Source organism: Undibacterium sp. RuRC25W, from assembly GCF_049339825.1.
Taxonomy (GTDB): Bacteria; Pseudomonadota; Gammaproteobacteria; order Burkholderiales; family Burkholderiaceae_D; genus Undibacterium.
Window position 1 is genome coordinate 1 of record NZ_JBMPPD010000040.1, and the last position, 13,356, is coordinate 13,356.

General features: G+C 48.3%; 14 protein-coding genes and 1 tRNA gene. 8 read left to right on the forward strand and 7 right to left on the reverse strand.

Annotated features, from left to right (window positions below; all coding sequences use genetic code 11):
* Positions 1-461: 461 nt before the first annotated feature.
* Together ACO0KV_RS15860 and apaG are read right to left on the reverse strand one after the other, a co-directional pair.
* Positions 462-1,238, reverse strand: coding sequence for an enoyl-CoA hydratase (locus ACO0KV_RS15860; protein WP_423043748.1), 777 nt, complete (start codon positions 1,236-1,238; stop codon positions 462-464).
* 332 nt (positions 1,239-1,570) lie between these two features.
* Positions 1,571-1,945, reverse strand: coding sequence for a Co2+/Mg2+ efflux protein ApaG (gene apaG, locus ACO0KV_RS15865; protein WP_423043750.1), 375 nt, complete (start codon positions 1,943-1,945; stop codon positions 1,571-1,573).
* A 227-nt stretch (positions 1,946-2,172) separates the two neighbouring features.
* Here apaG and rpe point away from each other — a divergent pair, with 227 nt between their 5' ends.
* The 7 genes from rpe (at position 2,173) to trpC (ending at position 7,765) form a co-directional block, all read left to right on the forward strand.
* The gene (gene rpe / locus ACO0KV_RS15870; protein WP_423043752.1) at positions 2,173-2,838 is read left to right on the forward strand and encodes a ribulose-phosphate 3-epimerase; all 666 of its coding nucleotides are present in this window, start codon (positions 2,173-2,175) and stop codon (positions 2,836-2,838) included.
* Positions 2,839-2,890: 52 nt separating this feature from the next.
* Positions 2,891-3,589, forward strand: coding sequence for a phosphoglycolate phosphatase (locus ACO0KV_RS15875; protein ID WP_423043754.1), 699 nt, complete (start codon positions 2,891-2,893; stop codon positions 3,587-3,589).
* Between the two features lie 151 nt (positions 3,590-3,740).
* Positions 3,741-3,869, forward strand: a complete 129-nt coding sequence (locus ACO0KV_RS15880; protein ID WP_423043756.1) for a hypothetical protein — start codon at positions 3,741-3,743, stop codon at positions 3,867-3,869.
* A complete protein-coding gene (trpE, locus tag ACO0KV_RS15885; protein WP_423043758.1) occupies positions 3,866-5,362 on the forward strand; it encodes an anthranilate synthase component I in 1,497 nt (498 codons plus the stop codon). The genes ACO0KV_RS15880 and trpE overlap by 4 nt, the downstream gene beginning before the upstream one ends.
* A complete protein-coding gene (locus ACO0KV_RS15890; protein ID WP_423043760.1) occupies positions 5,363-5,935 on the forward strand; it encodes an aminodeoxychorismate/anthranilate synthase component II in 573 nt (190 codons plus the stop codon).
* On the forward strand, positions 5,932-6,963 hold the full coding sequence (gene trpD / locus ACO0KV_RS15895; RefSeq protein WP_423043761.1) for an anthranilate phosphoribosyltransferase: 1,032 nt from the start codon (positions 5,932-5,934) through the stop codon (positions 6,961-6,963). The genes ACO0KV_RS15890 and trpD overlap by 4 nt, the downstream gene beginning before the upstream one ends.
* Position 6,964: 1 nt before the next feature.
* A complete protein-coding gene (gene trpC / locus ACO0KV_RS15900) occupies positions 6,965-7,765 on the forward strand; it encodes an indole-3-glycerol phosphate synthase TrpC (protein ID WP_423043763.1) in 801 nt (266 codons plus the stop codon).
* Positions 7,766-7,892: 127 nt separating this feature from the next.
* On the opposite strand, the gene ACO0KV_RS15905 is transcribed toward trpC, so the two are convergent.
* The 5 genes from ACO0KV_RS15905 to ACO0KV_RS15925 form a co-directional block, all read right to left on the reverse strand.
* Complete coding sequence (locus ACO0KV_RS15905) at positions 7,893-9,764, reverse strand: M61 family metallopeptidase (protein WP_423043765.1); 1,872 nt, start codon at positions 9,762-9,764, stop codon at positions 7,893-7,895.
* A gap of 34 nt (positions 9,765-9,798) precedes the next feature.
* Positions 9,799-10,251, reverse strand: coding sequence for a DUF3429 domain-containing protein (locus ACO0KV_RS15910; protein WP_423028203.1), 453 nt, complete (start codon positions 10,249-10,251; stop codon positions 9,799-9,801).
* 136 nt (positions 10,252-10,387) lie between these two features.
* Positions 10,388-10,987 (reverse strand): nucleotidyltransferase family protein, encoded by a 600-nt coding sequence (locus ACO0KV_RS15915; protein WP_423043767.1) that lies wholly within the window; start codon positions 10,985-10,987, stop codon positions 10,388-10,390.
* A 45-nt stretch (positions 10,988-11,032) separates the two neighbouring features.
* The gene (locus tag ACO0KV_RS15920) at positions 11,033-11,776 is read right to left on the reverse strand and encodes a DsbC family protein (protein ID WP_423043769.1); all 744 of its coding nucleotides are present in this window, start codon (positions 11,774-11,776) and stop codon (positions 11,033-11,035) included.
* A gap of 43 nt (positions 11,777-11,819) precedes the next feature.
* The gene (locus tag ACO0KV_RS15925; RefSeq protein WP_423043771.1) at positions 11,820-13,016 is read right to left on the reverse strand and encodes a UbiH/UbiF family hydroxylase; all 1,197 of its coding nucleotides are present in this window, start codon (positions 13,014-13,016) and stop codon (positions 11,820-11,822) included.
* 153 nt (positions 13,017-13,169) lie between these two features.
* Here ACO0KV_RS15925 and ACO0KV_RS15930 point away from each other — a divergent pair.
* A tRNA-Phe gene (locus ACO0KV_RS15930) sits at positions 13,170-13,245 on the forward strand.
* Positions 13,246-13,356 lie beyond the last annotated feature (111 nt).

Below are 13,356 nucleotides of genomic sequence, written 5' to 3' on the forward strand. Positions count from 1 at the left end.
TCAAAATACTGACAGTTCCATCATCTATTGCTAAATGATTTTCCTATTATTTATTTCTTGTGAAGCATTTGATATTTTTTAAGCATACCGAACAGATAAATCTATTCGGCGCGCTTTCATCAAGTGCCCACATTTATTGACTGTTAATTGTTAAAGAACCGAATGGTTTAAATTCTTTTCCACTCAAACCAAGGCTTATATTTACCTGATTTAGCAACGAAGCGTTGTGTTCGTTTGCAGCAGAGAAGCGAGATTATGCAGCACTTTATTAACCCTGTCAACTCCCTGACCGCTTTTGCTGTTCTTTCTGGTTCGCTTTGTCGCTTTCGCGTCATTCTTACCATTTCAAACTGCCGGAGTTCCTGGCTGCTGCTTTCTTCTTACTTCCCGTTTTAGCGGGAGGCGAACTATAGCAAAGTACACCTCAATTAGGCAAGAGAATTTAAAAATAATTTATAGCATTATTTATTTTTAAATTCTGCAGGACGTTTTTCTAGGAAGGCTTTCATGCCCTCTTTCTGATCTTCCGTACCAAAGCTCGCTTGGAACATACGGCGCTCAAAATGGACGCCTTCGGATAAGGTTGTTTCATAAGCGCGATTGACGGACTCTTTTACCATCATGATTGCTGGCAGAGACATACTAGCGATTGTGTTCGCCGCAGCCAATGTTTCTTCCATTAATTTATCTAATGGAACGATACGGGATACCAAGCCAGCACGTTCTGCCTCAACAGCATCCATCAGGCGTGCTGTAAGGCACATATCCATTGCTTTGGATTTAGAGATCGCACGTGGCAAACGCTGAGTTCCGCCAGCACCCGGCAAGGTACCGAGTTTGATTTCAGGCTGACCAAATTTGGCATTTTCAGCAGCAATGATAAAGTCGCACATCATTGCCAGTTCACAGCCACCGCCCAGAGCGTAGCCAGCTACCGCAGCAATCACTGGCTTACGGATCTGACGAATCGTTTCCCAGTTACGGGTGATGTAATCTTCTTTATAGGTGTCCATGAACGTGTAGTTCGCCATTGCTGCGATATCGGCGCCAGCAGCAAATGCTTTTTCACTTCCGGTAATAACGATACATTGGATCGCCTCGTCTTTATCGAAACTCTTTAACGCCTGCCCCAACTCAGTCATCAACTGATCATTGAGTGCATTCAGTGCCTTTGGACGGTTTAACGTAATTAAGCCAACTTTTTCTTTGGCCTCTACAATAATGCATTCGAATTCCATAAGTTCTCCTATATAGTTTGTTTAGTATGTCTGGTTATCGTTAATACGCGATGTGAAATAAACCGATGTTGCTTGTTACTCTTCTTAAAACCTGAACTCAAAATTACTTCTATGTCTGCAATGTTAATCCTGGTGCTGGAAGCTCTTTTCGCACTTTCAATACTTATCTTTATCGTCTGGTGGACAATGTTTTCAGGACGGAAACCGGAACAATCGACACCGACACTCGCTAAACGCAAAACAAAACCGGCAACCAAAAAGGCAGACAAACCAACCGAATAAAGCCCCCACCCGTAAGCTAAGCACTCCTGCCTACTCTTACCTGCATTTAATCAATGCAGGGTACGCGGCAGAGATAATATAAATTCGGGTATTGATACTTCAAAGCGATGACCATCTTCGGCAACGCAGAAATATTCGCCTTTCATGCTGCCTTGTGGCGTTTTCAATGCGCTTCCGCTGGTGTATTCAAAACTCTGCCCCGGTGGCAAAAATGGCTGATGACCGACCACACCAAGACCGCGGACCTCCTCCGTCTTATTTGTTGCATCTGTAATAATCCAGTGACGTGATATCACCTGTGCTGCTACGGTACCGGTGTTTTTAATTGTGATCGTATAAGCGAACACATAATTACCAAGCTCTGGATCAGACTGTTCCAGTATATATTTGGTAACAACACTTACATTCATTTCATATGTTGTCATGCTTACCCCTATTGCATCATCACGCCGTAGGACATGAATGCAAAGTTTTTAAGTTGTTTTAGTTGCTTATTCGTTTGCTTATAAAACATACAAGCCTGACAGAATCGGATGACTGACACCGGATTCTGGACTTCTCGCTACAAATTGCCATTGTGCCAGAGGAATGCCAAGACGGCACGGTGAGCGCAAGGTAAAATAGAGACTCTTTTATCTGCAAGACCTTGACCATGACAACTTACCGCATTGCTCCCAGCATCCTTTCCGCCGATTTTGCCCGTTTGGGCGAAGAAGTACGCAATGTCGTTGCGGCGGGTGCTGATATGATTCACTTTGACGTGATGGATAACCATTACGTACCAAACCTGACTATCGGTCCCTTGGTATGTGAGGCCATACGCCCACATGTACAAGTCCCGATTGACGTTCATCTGATGGTAAAACCTGTTGATCGCATCATTCCTGACTTTGCCAAGGCTGGTGCGAATATCATTAGTTTCCATCCGGAAGGATCTGAACATATCGACCGTAGCCTGCAATTAATCCGCGATCATGGCTGTAAAGCAGGTCTGGTATTGAATCCAGCGACATCATTGAGCTATCTCGAGCATGTGATGGATAAACTCGATTTGATTTTATTGATGTCCGTCAATCCTGGTTTTGGCGGTCAATCGTTTATTCCACACACACTCAAAAAAATCGCTGCTGTACGCAAACTGATCGATGAATCAGGCCGCGATATCATGTTGCAAGTCGATGGCGGTGTGAAAGTTGACAATATCGCAGAGATCGCTGCTGCGGGTGCAGATACCTTTGTTGCAGGTTCTGCAATTTTTGGCAAACCTAATTACAAAGCGATCATTGATGCCATGCGCGCTGAATTGAGCAAGATCTAAATATTACGCACTGACTTGCCGCACTGACTCACCTTGTTACTACACTGATTTCATGACCTTTACTGATATTCGGGCTGTGATCATCGACCTTGATGGCACGATGCTCGACACGGCACCTGACTTTTTGCTCGCGATTAACCGTATGCGCGACGACTTCGCGCTGGCACCGCTCACTCTTGAGGCTATCAAAAAGATGGTCGGTAAAGGCTCTGAACATTTGATTACTCAGGTGTTAGCCGTTGATTTTGATGCAGATAAATGTCATCAGCATTTTGCTGCTGCGATGGCATCGTATCAGCGCCATTATCTGGAGATCAATGGCGACCAAGCAACACTGTATCCGGATGTTATTCAGGGGCTGGAATCGATGCGGGCACAAGGGCTGCGGCTTGCTTGCGTCACCAATAAACCACTGGCTTTTGCTATTCCATTAATGCAAAAGAAAGGCTTGGCAACGTATTTTGAGCTCACCTTTGGTGGCGATTCATTTGCGCGTAAAAAACCTGATCCGATGCCATTACTCGAGGTTTGCAAACAATTCCAGCTTGCGCCATCCCAGATTGTTGCCATCGGCGACTCCAGCAATGATGCACGTGCAGCAAGAGCAGCAGGCTGCCCCGTATTGACGGTACCGTATGGTTACAACCACGGTGAAGCTATACAAAATATTGAAAGTGATGGTATAGTCGAAACCTTGTTGGAAGCAGCACAATTGCTGGCAACAAAAAGTTGTTCCCAAAAACACTATTAAATCACTTCATTCCACTCACGAATGTTTCTCGATAACAAACGTCCGACAATGACACCAGGCGCCTTTGAGGCCTGGCTATGGCGACGCTGGCAATTCTCTTAATCTCAGAATGCCGCGAGTGGCTGTGCACATCCTAAGCACATCTCCTTGCTTGTTTTATCAATCTAGCTTATCCGTCCCTATTCCTGATGCGCGCCTCGTTGCCCGTATCGCTGATCTGCAGCAAACAGAGCATCAAGTGCATCTGGAGCTAAGGCTGGCGGCTGAAAGAAAACCATGACCGAACTCGAATTCAAATCGCTGGCCGCGCAAGGCTACAACCGTATTCCGATGATTGCGGAAGCATTCGCCGATCTGGAAACACCGCTGACACTGTATTTAAAACTGGCCCAGTCGCAACAGGCCGGAAAAAATACTTTCCTGCTGGAATCTGTGATGGGGGGCGAACGCTTTGGTCGCTACTCATTTATCGGCTTACCCGCACAAACATTGGTACGTAGCTTTGGTGAAACTATCGAAGTTGTCACCGATGGCAAGGTCGTCGAAACGCATCAACAAAATCCACTTGAATTTATCGCTGAATTTCAAAACCGATTCAAAGTCGCCATGCGTCCTGGTCTGCCACGTTTTTGCGGTGGTCTGGCGGGCTATTTTGGTTACGATGCAGTACGTCATGTTGAAAAACGTCTGGCAGGCAAAGCCCCGAAAGATGATCTGGGTTTACCAGAAATTGAGCTGTTACTGACCGAAGAATTAGCAGTCATCGACAACGTATCCGGTAAGTTATATCTGATTGTGTATGCGGACCCGACCAACCCAGAAGCATGGTCCAAAGCCCGTCAGCGTTTGCGTGATTTGCGTGCCATGTTACGTCGCAGCGTTGACGCGCCGGTGACTTCTGCTTCTGTTCGCACAGAATCGATTCGCGACTTCGCCAAAGAAGATTACCTCAAGGCCGTCGAGAAAGCGAAAGAATACATCATGGCAGGTGACCTGATGCAAGTGCAGGTGGGGCAGCGAATCAAAAAACCGTATGTCGATTCACCACTGTCGTTATACCGCGCACTGCGTTCATTGAATCCTTCGCCGTACATGTATTTCTACAATTTCGGCGATATGCAAATTATTGGCGCATCACCAGAAATTCTGGTGCGCAATGAAACGCTCAATGATGGCAACAAAAAGGTCACTATCCGTCCACTGGCTGGTACCCGCCCAAGGGGTTCAACACCGGAACGCGATGCAGAACTTGCAAAAGAACTTTTGGCCGATCCAAAAGAAATCGCCGAACACGTCATGCTAATTGACTTGGCACGCAATGATATCGGCCGTATCGCCACCACTGGCAGCGTCAAAGTGACGGACCAGATGGTCATTGAAAAATACTCTCACGTACAACACATCGTGTCGAACGTTGAAGGCATCTTGCAACCACATCTGACTAATCTGGATGTGTTCAAAGCGACCTTCCCAGCTGGGACCTTATCTGGTGCACCGAAAGTCCGTGCGATGGAACTGATCGATGAACTAGAACCAGTCAAACGCGGCATTTATGGCGGCGCTTGCGGTTATCTGTCATTTGGTGGCGAAATGGACTTAGCAATTGCCATCCGTACCGGCGTTCTAAAAGACGGCATGCTGTATGTGCAGGCAGCAGCCGGCGTTGTTGCTGACTCAGTCCCAGAAATGGAATGGCAAGAAACCGAAAACAAAGCCCGTGCCGTATTGCGTGCAGCGGAACAAGTACAAGATGGCCTGGATGGAGAAATTTAAATGTTATTAATGATCGACAACTATGATTCCTTTACTTATAACCTCGTGCAGTATTTTGCCGAGTTAGGTGAGGATGTCCGTACATTCCGTAATGATGAAATCACACTGGAAGAAATCGCTGCACTGAAACCTGACCGCATCTGCATCTCACCTGGGCCATGTACACCACACGAAGCCGGTATTTCGATTCCGGTCATTGAGCGTTTTGCGGGACAGATTCCTATTTTGGGCGTGTGTCTTGGACACCAGAGTATTGGAGCAGCATTTGGTGGCAAGATTATCCGCGCCAAGCAAGTCATGCATGGCAAAACCTCCGCAATTGCCCACACTGGCGTTGGCGTGTTTAAGGATTTACCAAGCCCTTACACTGTTATCCGTTACCACTCGCTAGCTATTGAACGTGCGAGTCTACCGGATTGCTTAGAAGTCACTGCTTGGACCGACGATGGTGAAATCATGGGGGTACGTCATAAAGAATTTGATCTGCAGGGCGTGCAGTTTCACCCTGAATCTATTTTGTCCGAGCACGGCCATGCGTTACTGAAAAACTTTTTGACTGGAACTGCATCATGACCATCTCACAACAAGAAGCGTTAACCCGTCTGATCGAACACCGCGAAATTTTTCATGATGAGATGTTGTATTTATTCCGTCAATTAATGCGTGGTGAATTGTCACCGGTGATGATCGCTGCACTGACGATGGGGCTGCGCGTTAAAAAAGAGAGTATTGGAGAAATCACCGCCGCAGCACAAGTAATGCGCGAATTTTCGACCAAAGTGCCACTGGCAAACACGCAAAACATGATTGATATCGTCGGTACCGGTGGCGATGGGGCCAATACGTTCAATATCTCTACGGCCTCAATGTTTGTGGTCGCGGCAGCTGGCGCACGGGTGGCAAAGCATGGCGGACGTAGTGTCTCTTCGTCATCAGGTAGTGCTGATGTGCTCGAATCCCTGGGCGTCAATATCAATCTCAAGCCAGAACAAATCGCCCAATCCATCGCGCAAACAAGCATTGGTTTTATGTTTGCCCCTAATCACCACGCCGCGATGAAACATGCCGCACCAGTACGTAAAGAACTGGGCGTGCGGACGATTTTTAATATTCTTGGGCCGCTGACGAATCCAGCAGGTGCGCCAAATATTCTGATGGGTGTTTTCCATCCTGACTTAGTTGGTATTCAGATTCGTGTACTGCAACGTCTGGGCGCACAACACGCACTGGTCGTCTGGGGTCGCGATAACATGGATGAAGTCTCGCTCGGCGCACCAACCATGGTGGGTGAACTGGTGAACGGTGAAATCCGTGAATACGATATCCATCCTGAAGACTTTGGACTGCAAATGGTCTCCAATCGTAACCTACGTGTGGATGGTGCCGCCGAATCGCGCGAAAAAATCCTCGAAGTCATGAACAACGTGGATGGTCCAGCACGCGATATCGTTGCGCTCAATGCAGGTACTGCGATTTATGGTGCGGGTGTCGCCACCTCCATTGCTGATGGCGTCAAGAAAGCGCAAGAAACCCTGACCTCCGGCGCCGCTCTGGCAAAACTACAACAGTTCATCAGCGTCACTCAGCAACTCGGAAAATAATATGTCAGACATACTCAATAAAATTCTCGACGTCAAAAAGGACGAAGTCGCGGCAGCAAAGAAAGTGCAGTCCCTCATCAGTTTGCGGGGTGAAGTCGAGTCAAATCATGAAGCACGTGTAGACATTCGTGGATTTGAAACGGCCTTACGCAATAAAGTCAGCGCTGGTCATGCGGCAGTGATTGCGGAGGTAAAAAAAGCCTCTCCATCAAAAGGCATCCTGCGCGCTGACTTTAAGCCTGCCGAGATCGCGCAAAGCTACGCGGACCATGGTGCGGCATGTCTCTCCGTGCTGACTGATGTGAACTTCTTTCAGGGTGCGCCAGAATATCTACAGCAAGCGCGTGCAGCCTGCGGCATTCCTGCTTTACGCAAAGACTTCATGATTGATCACTACCAGATTTATCAGGCCAGAAAATGGGGGGCTGATGCTGTTCTGCTGATCGTCGCCGCGCTGGATCATGGCTTGATGGCCGAGTTAGAAGCCTGTGCACATGAACTGGGCATGAACGTGTTAGTGGAAGTACATAATGCAGAAGAACTCGATGCGGCACTGAAATTAAAAACCGCACTGCTGGGTATCAATAACCGCAATCTACGCACGTTTGACGTCACATTGGACACCACCATCGGCCTGCTTCCACGCATTCCGGCTGACAAACTGGTCATCACAGAATCCGGTATTCTGAACACCAACGACGTCAAACGAATGCGTGATGCGAACGTCCATAGTTTCTTGGTGGGTGAGGCGTTTATGCGGGCCGAAAACCCTGGTGCGGAGTTGCAGAAGTTGTTTTTCTGATTTCTACGGTCTAAGGTCGTGAATGTAGTCAGGGTTAGAGGGTTACCCCCTCCCTACGATCACGACAACGTCACAAAAAAATCCGCTTGCGCTTCACACGCAAACGGATTTTTTCATACAGCAAGGCTTAACGCTTTGCCTTTTTCAGATACGTCGGACGGGCTGTCGCTAATACCGCTTCTTGATCGACAACGAGCTTTAACAGGTGAGTCGGTACGTCATCGGCCTGCAATTTCGCTTTCACAATCAGCAACTCATCGCGGCGGAAGGCGTGAATTTCTACGACCTCGCCAACACGATAACGACCAACTGCAGTCGTCAAACCATCTGCCGCATCAGCAGCAGTTACACGCAAACCGTTGATGGCGATAATCACATCTTGTGCAGATAAACCGGCCAGATGCGCAGCACGGCCTTCGAAGGCACTCGCAATCTTACAATCGTTACCATCACGCACCGCTTTAATACCAATGCTTGCTTTTTTAGCCGCGTGGCCAGAATCTAGATGGACACCGAAGTCTGCATAGAGTTTTGCCAGTGGTACATCCTCTGTGCCACGCACATACTTATCGATAAAGCGGCGTACATTGACACCAGTCGCTTGTTCGATCAGCGCTTCGATCTCATTCTCAGGTAGACCTTGTTGTGTACCGACTAAGGTGCGGCTGTAAAAATCACGACCGTATTTTTGCCATAATACGCGCATGACATCGTCCAGCGATTTTTTACCTTCGGTTTCTGCGCGGATCGTCAAGTCCAGGCCCAACGCAACTAATGAACCCTTGGTGTAGTAGCTGACAATCGCATTTGGGGAATTTTCATCCTGACGGTAGTATTTCGTCCACGCATCAAAACTCGACTCAGCCACGCTTTGCTTCAAGCGGCCATTGCCACGCGTCACCATGTTGATGGTTTTCGACACCAGCTTGAGGTACGCATTTTCATCGATAGTACCGGCACGAACCAACATCAGGTCATCGTAGTAACTGGTAAAGCCTTCAAATAACCATAACAGACTGGTGTAATTTTCCTGACGCAAATCGTAGCTGGCAAAGGCAGCAGGCTTGATACGCTTCACGTTCCAGGTATGGAAATACTCGTGACTGCATAAACCTAAAAATGCTTTATAGCCTTCGCTCATGTCTGGGTGATGTTTGAGCGGGATGTCATTGCGATTGCAGATCAACGCTGTCGATGCGCGATGCTCTAAGCCGCCGTATCCTTCACCGACGACCATCGTCATAAAGACGTAGCGGTCCATCGGTGCTTTTTTGGACCGTGGTTCAAAGAATGCAATCTGCGCTTCGCAGATTTTTTGCACATCGGCCACCATGCGTGCCATATCCATATTAGGCACTTTGCCGGTCACCACAAAATCATGCGGCACACCATGTGCTTCAAATGTTGCTAGTGCAAAGTCCCCCATTTCGACCGGATGATCGATCAGTTCATCATAGTTGGCAGCGATGTAAGTGCCAAAACCATAGCGTTTCGCCTTCAGTTCCGGCAAGGAGGTCGCGACGCGCCAGGTCTTGCAGGCCACATCGGCAGCACGCAAAATATCGACGATATGCGGCGCCGACTCTTGCCCATGCACAGTCAAAAATACGCTTGTTCCATTGAAGAAGCCATGAGATTGATCCAGATGTGCTGCGCGTACAGATAAGTCCCACGCGTAGACTTCATAAGTGATCGTCAGGGCCGCCTTACACGGAGCAGCTTGCCACGTGTGCTTATCGCGCTTGTTGAGAGAGACTTTTTTACCTTCAGACATGGCTTTGATCTGCACAATATTACGTGCAAATTCACGCACCATGTAACTACCAGGTATCCATGCTGGCAAGCTAACGACCTGCCCTTCTGGGTCTGGTTTAGCAATTTCCAGTGTCACTTCAAACAAATGTGCCGCCAGATCTTTAGGGACAATTGCATATTGAACCGCATCTGCTGTGCCAACTGACATCGGCGTATGTCTCTTGATTTGCGTCGTTTTTGCCATGCTCAACGATCTTTCTGTTAATAATTATGTGTAATTAAGTGCGCACATTCGCAGCGATGAAAGTGAATATCTGTGCAGTGACGACAACGCGAGTTAATTGCAAGCGCAAATCAATGAACCAAGATGGGACGGCATAGCTCTCATAGAGCTTTTTGTCGATCTTGTAGGCGGCAATAAAACCCACCACTTGGACCAGAAAGCCAATCAACAAATTAAACAAAGAACACCAGGCAATAATCGTCGGAATGACACCCCAGATTAAGGCTTTCCGTGTTTCTTCAACGTCCTCTCCCCTTGCCATGATCGTAATTCCCCAATGAACACCGCCAAGAAATGACAGAATGGCAATCCCGTAGGCAAGTTGCGCGCGAATAAAGTTATTAAGTAAATCCGAGGGCACTAACCAACAAGCCGCTGTCAACAAAATAAAAGGGATCAGACCAGCAAAGCCAAGGCGAATGGCAAGTTTTTGATTCAGAATATTCATAAATTCCCACTAAAACGTGTGCAAAACTTATTTCGTTCAAATTGACGAAAGCCACTATTCTAAGAGGAAAACACTGAGTTAGATATATCTGATCGTAACAGAACTGTAAAACCAGATAAAACCGCTAAAAATACGCTCATTTTTTTTGCAGATATGCCTGTAAATCGGCGGGTTGATCGACATCTTGTAATATTCCCGGATCATCAACCACGATTTCATGCACAGGGAAGGTCTGCAATAAGCGCCGCGCACCCTGATCGCCTTTCAGCGTCAGCAATTCGGGCAAATGACACTGAGAGAAGCCAACCGGATGTCCGCGTCGCCCTTGATAAACTGGCACAACGATATCAGCACCATCCCGAAGCGCCTGCACCACCCGTTGTATCGTTGATTCCTGTACAAAGGGCATGTCAGCTAATGCGATCACCCAGCCAGCACTCTCGGCAGTGTGCCGCAACGCAGTAGTGAGCGAGACTGCCATACCATCATCAGCATTAGTGCATAACAACAGCGGATAATCTGCGTCCTGCAATGCCTGTTGCAGACGCAAATTATCTGCACGCACCACCACCAGCATATCGAGGCACACAGCGGCCATCCTAGCAGCGCTTTGCGCTGCCAAGGTGACGCCACTGGGCAAGGTCTGCAATAACTTATCCTCATTACCTAAAGGATCAAACCGCCGCCCTCGGCCAGCAGCCAATACAATGCCGGTCCAGTGAGAAGGCGTGCTCATTGAGATGAAGTTCGCGATAACATTGGTAATGATACCGACGCTGATCTAATTTGCCTTAGCAGCACTCAGGCTGGCAAACTTTTCTTCCAGCGCTTTCGCGTCCATCACCCCCGGATAACGCGATCCATCGGTAAAGAAAATCCCTGGCGTACCACGGACATTCAATTTTTGCCCCAATGCTAAGACTTTTTCATTTGGATTTGCGCAATTTGCTGCCGCTGTCGGCGCCGCTTTGCCGTTCATCATCCAGTCTTCCCAGGCTTTATTGCGGTCGGCGGAGCACCAGATGTTTTTCGATTTAACTGCCGAGTCCTCAGCCAGAATGTTGTACATGAAGGTGTAGACCGTGATGTTATTCATGCCAGCAAGTGTTTTACGGAAGCGTTTGCAGTAACCGCAATTAGGATCCTCAAAGACCGCAATCACGCGTTTGCCATCGCCCTTGACCATCTTCAATGCAAGGTCTAGAGGAAGATCAGCGAACTTGATTTTGTTAAGCTCGTCGATTCTTGCTTTGGTGTAATTGAGCCCAGTTTTGGCATCCACCACATTACCGATAAATAAAAACTGCGCTTTGTCGTCCGTATAAATCACATCCGCACCAATCCGGACTTCATATAAACCCGCATACGGCGTCTTGTTGACGGAATCGACTTTAACGCCATCGCCCAGTTTTGGCTCAACTAATTTTTTGACCGCCACCTCCTGTGGCGTCTGGGCAAGCGCCACACCAGAAACCAGTACACTGGCGACCATCGTCAAGCCAACAAAGCATTGTTTTAATTTCATTTATGTCTTTCTTTGGCATTCGCCATCGGTTACCACGATATTTTTACTTGCTACCCATCGCATGCGAGATTAATTTGTTCTTTATGACAGGCAAGCGATTGAGTAAGTTCAATCCTACGTTACGCGCCAGCCGTAATGGTGCCAGCGTTGAACCAAACAGGTGCGCCAGTCCATCGGTCGTCATTTGCATCAGCAGCACTTCTTCTTTACGGGCACGACGATAACGCTCGAGCACACGGGCATCGCCACAATCGCGATGATCCTCACGGTTTTTGACCAGCTCTAACAAACTGGCTACATCACCAAACCCCAAGTTCATCCCATGTCCCGCCAATGGATGCACCACATGCGCCGCGTCACCAATCAACGCAACACGCGGCGCGATCATGCTATGCGGGCGCATCAGTGTCAACGGAAATGCTTTGATCTCTTCTGGCAGCACGGGCGTCAGATGACCCAGTTTGTCCAAGCAGTATTCTTCTAGGCGCGCAACCAATGCCGACAGCGGCTCACGCATTAAAGTCGCCGCCAACGCGTCCGGTGCAGACCAAACCAGCGACACACGGTGACCGGGCAATGGCAACAAAGCAATGATACCCAGCTCTTCAACAAACCATTGATGCGCCACGCCATGATGCGGTTTTTCGCACTCAAAATTAGTGACAACGCCTTGGTGACCGTAAGACCGATAATCGAGGCCAATATCACACTGCCCCCGCACCCACGATTGCGAGCCATCCGCGCCAACCACCAGACTAGCGCGGATAGATGAACCGTCCTCCAGCAAAATAGAGGCGCTATCATCATGCCACTGCAATTGTTTTGCCTGTCCAGCAACCAACGCCAGATGCTGCGCAAATTTCATCGCGGTATCCAACGCATGATTCAAATTGCGGTCTTCTACAATCCACGCCAGCTCATCAGTGCGCGCACCGTAAGCATCAAAGCCGATTTGTCCGTCGCTGGCGGCATTGCCCCCTTTGACCTGCATCTCTGTCACGGGCGCAACACGCGTCAGATCCAGCGCATCCCAGACTTTAAGTGAAGATAATAATTTGTTAGCAACATGGTTCAGCGCAAACACCCGCACATCCCAGCTCGCTGACACCGGCGTCGGCGCAGTACTGCGACACAACAGCGCCACCCGCAACCCCGCCTGCGCAAACCCCAACGCTGCGGCCTTACCTACAGCACCGCTCCCAACAATACAAATATCACAATGATGAACCTGAGCAGCCATAATCAGACCTTCCCCATAGACAATCCCGCCATTATACGGCACCCAGCACAGACACCTGATGAGCCACATCAAGTCATGCCTTAAGGCAATAACAAGCTTTTTTCGCCCCAGGGCTTGCAATTCATCAAACTCATCTCTATAATGCGTGGTCTTGGCCTGGTAGCTCAGTCGGTAGAGCAGAGGATTGAAAATCCTTGTGTCGGTGGTTCGATTCCGCCCCGGGCCACCAAGTATTTAGTAGTAAAAAAAGGTTACACGCTTCGGCTTGTAACCTTTTTTTATTTCAACTATTTTTCTATCAGCACCCCCTTGGTACGCCAAATTTATAAAATTCACTTCA

Bases quoted from the DNA above. Each gene is read 5' to 3' on its own strand.
- ACO0KV_RS15860 (WP_423043748.1), bottom strand. From the start codon at position 1,238: ATGGAATTCGAATGCATTATTGTAGAGGCCAAAGAAAAAGTTGGCTTA.
- apaG (WP_423043750.1), bottom strand. From the start codon at position 1,945: ATGACAACATATGAAATGAATGTAAGTGTTGTTACCAAATATATACTG.
- rpe (WP_423043752.1), top strand. From the start codon at position 2,173: ATGACAACTTACCGCATTGCTCCCAGCATCCTTTCCGCCGATTTTGCC.
- ACO0KV_RS15875 (WP_423043754.1), top strand. From the start codon at position 2,891: ATGACCTTTACTGATATTCGGGCTGTGATCATCGACCTTGATGGCACG.
- trpE (WP_423043758.1), top strand. From the start codon at position 3,866: ATGACCGAACTCGAATTCAAATCGCTGGCCGCGCAAGGCTACAACCGT.
- ACO0KV_RS15890 (WP_423043760.1), top strand. From the start codon at position 5,363: ATGTTATTAATGATCGACAACTATGATTCCTTTACTTATAACCTCGTG.
- trpD (WP_423043761.1), top strand. From the start codon at position 5,932: ATGACCATCTCACAACAAGAAGCGTTAACCCGTCTGATCGAACACCGC.
- trpC (WP_423043763.1), top strand. From the start codon at position 6,965: ATGTCAGACATACTCAATAAAATTCTCGACGTCAAAAAGGACGAAGTC.
- ACO0KV_RS15905 (WP_423043765.1), bottom strand. From the start codon at position 9,764: ATGGCAAAAACGACGCAAATCAAGAGACATACGCCGATGTCAGTTGGC.
- ACO0KV_RS15910 (WP_423028203.1), bottom strand. From the start codon at position 10,251: ATGAATATTCTGAATCAAAAACTTGCCATTCGCCTTGGCTTTGCTGGT.
- ACO0KV_RS15915 (WP_423043767.1), bottom strand. From the start codon at position 10,987: ATGAGCACGCCTTCTCACTGGACCGGCATTGTATTGGCTGCTGGCCGA.
- ACO0KV_RS15920 (WP_423043769.1), bottom strand. From the start codon at position 11,776: ATGAAATTAAAACAATGCTTTGTTGGCTTGACGATGGTCGCCAGTGTA.
- ACO0KV_RS15925 (WP_423043771.1), bottom strand. From the start codon at position 13,016: ATGGCTGCTCAGGTTCATCATTGTGATATTTGTATTGTTGGGAGCGGT.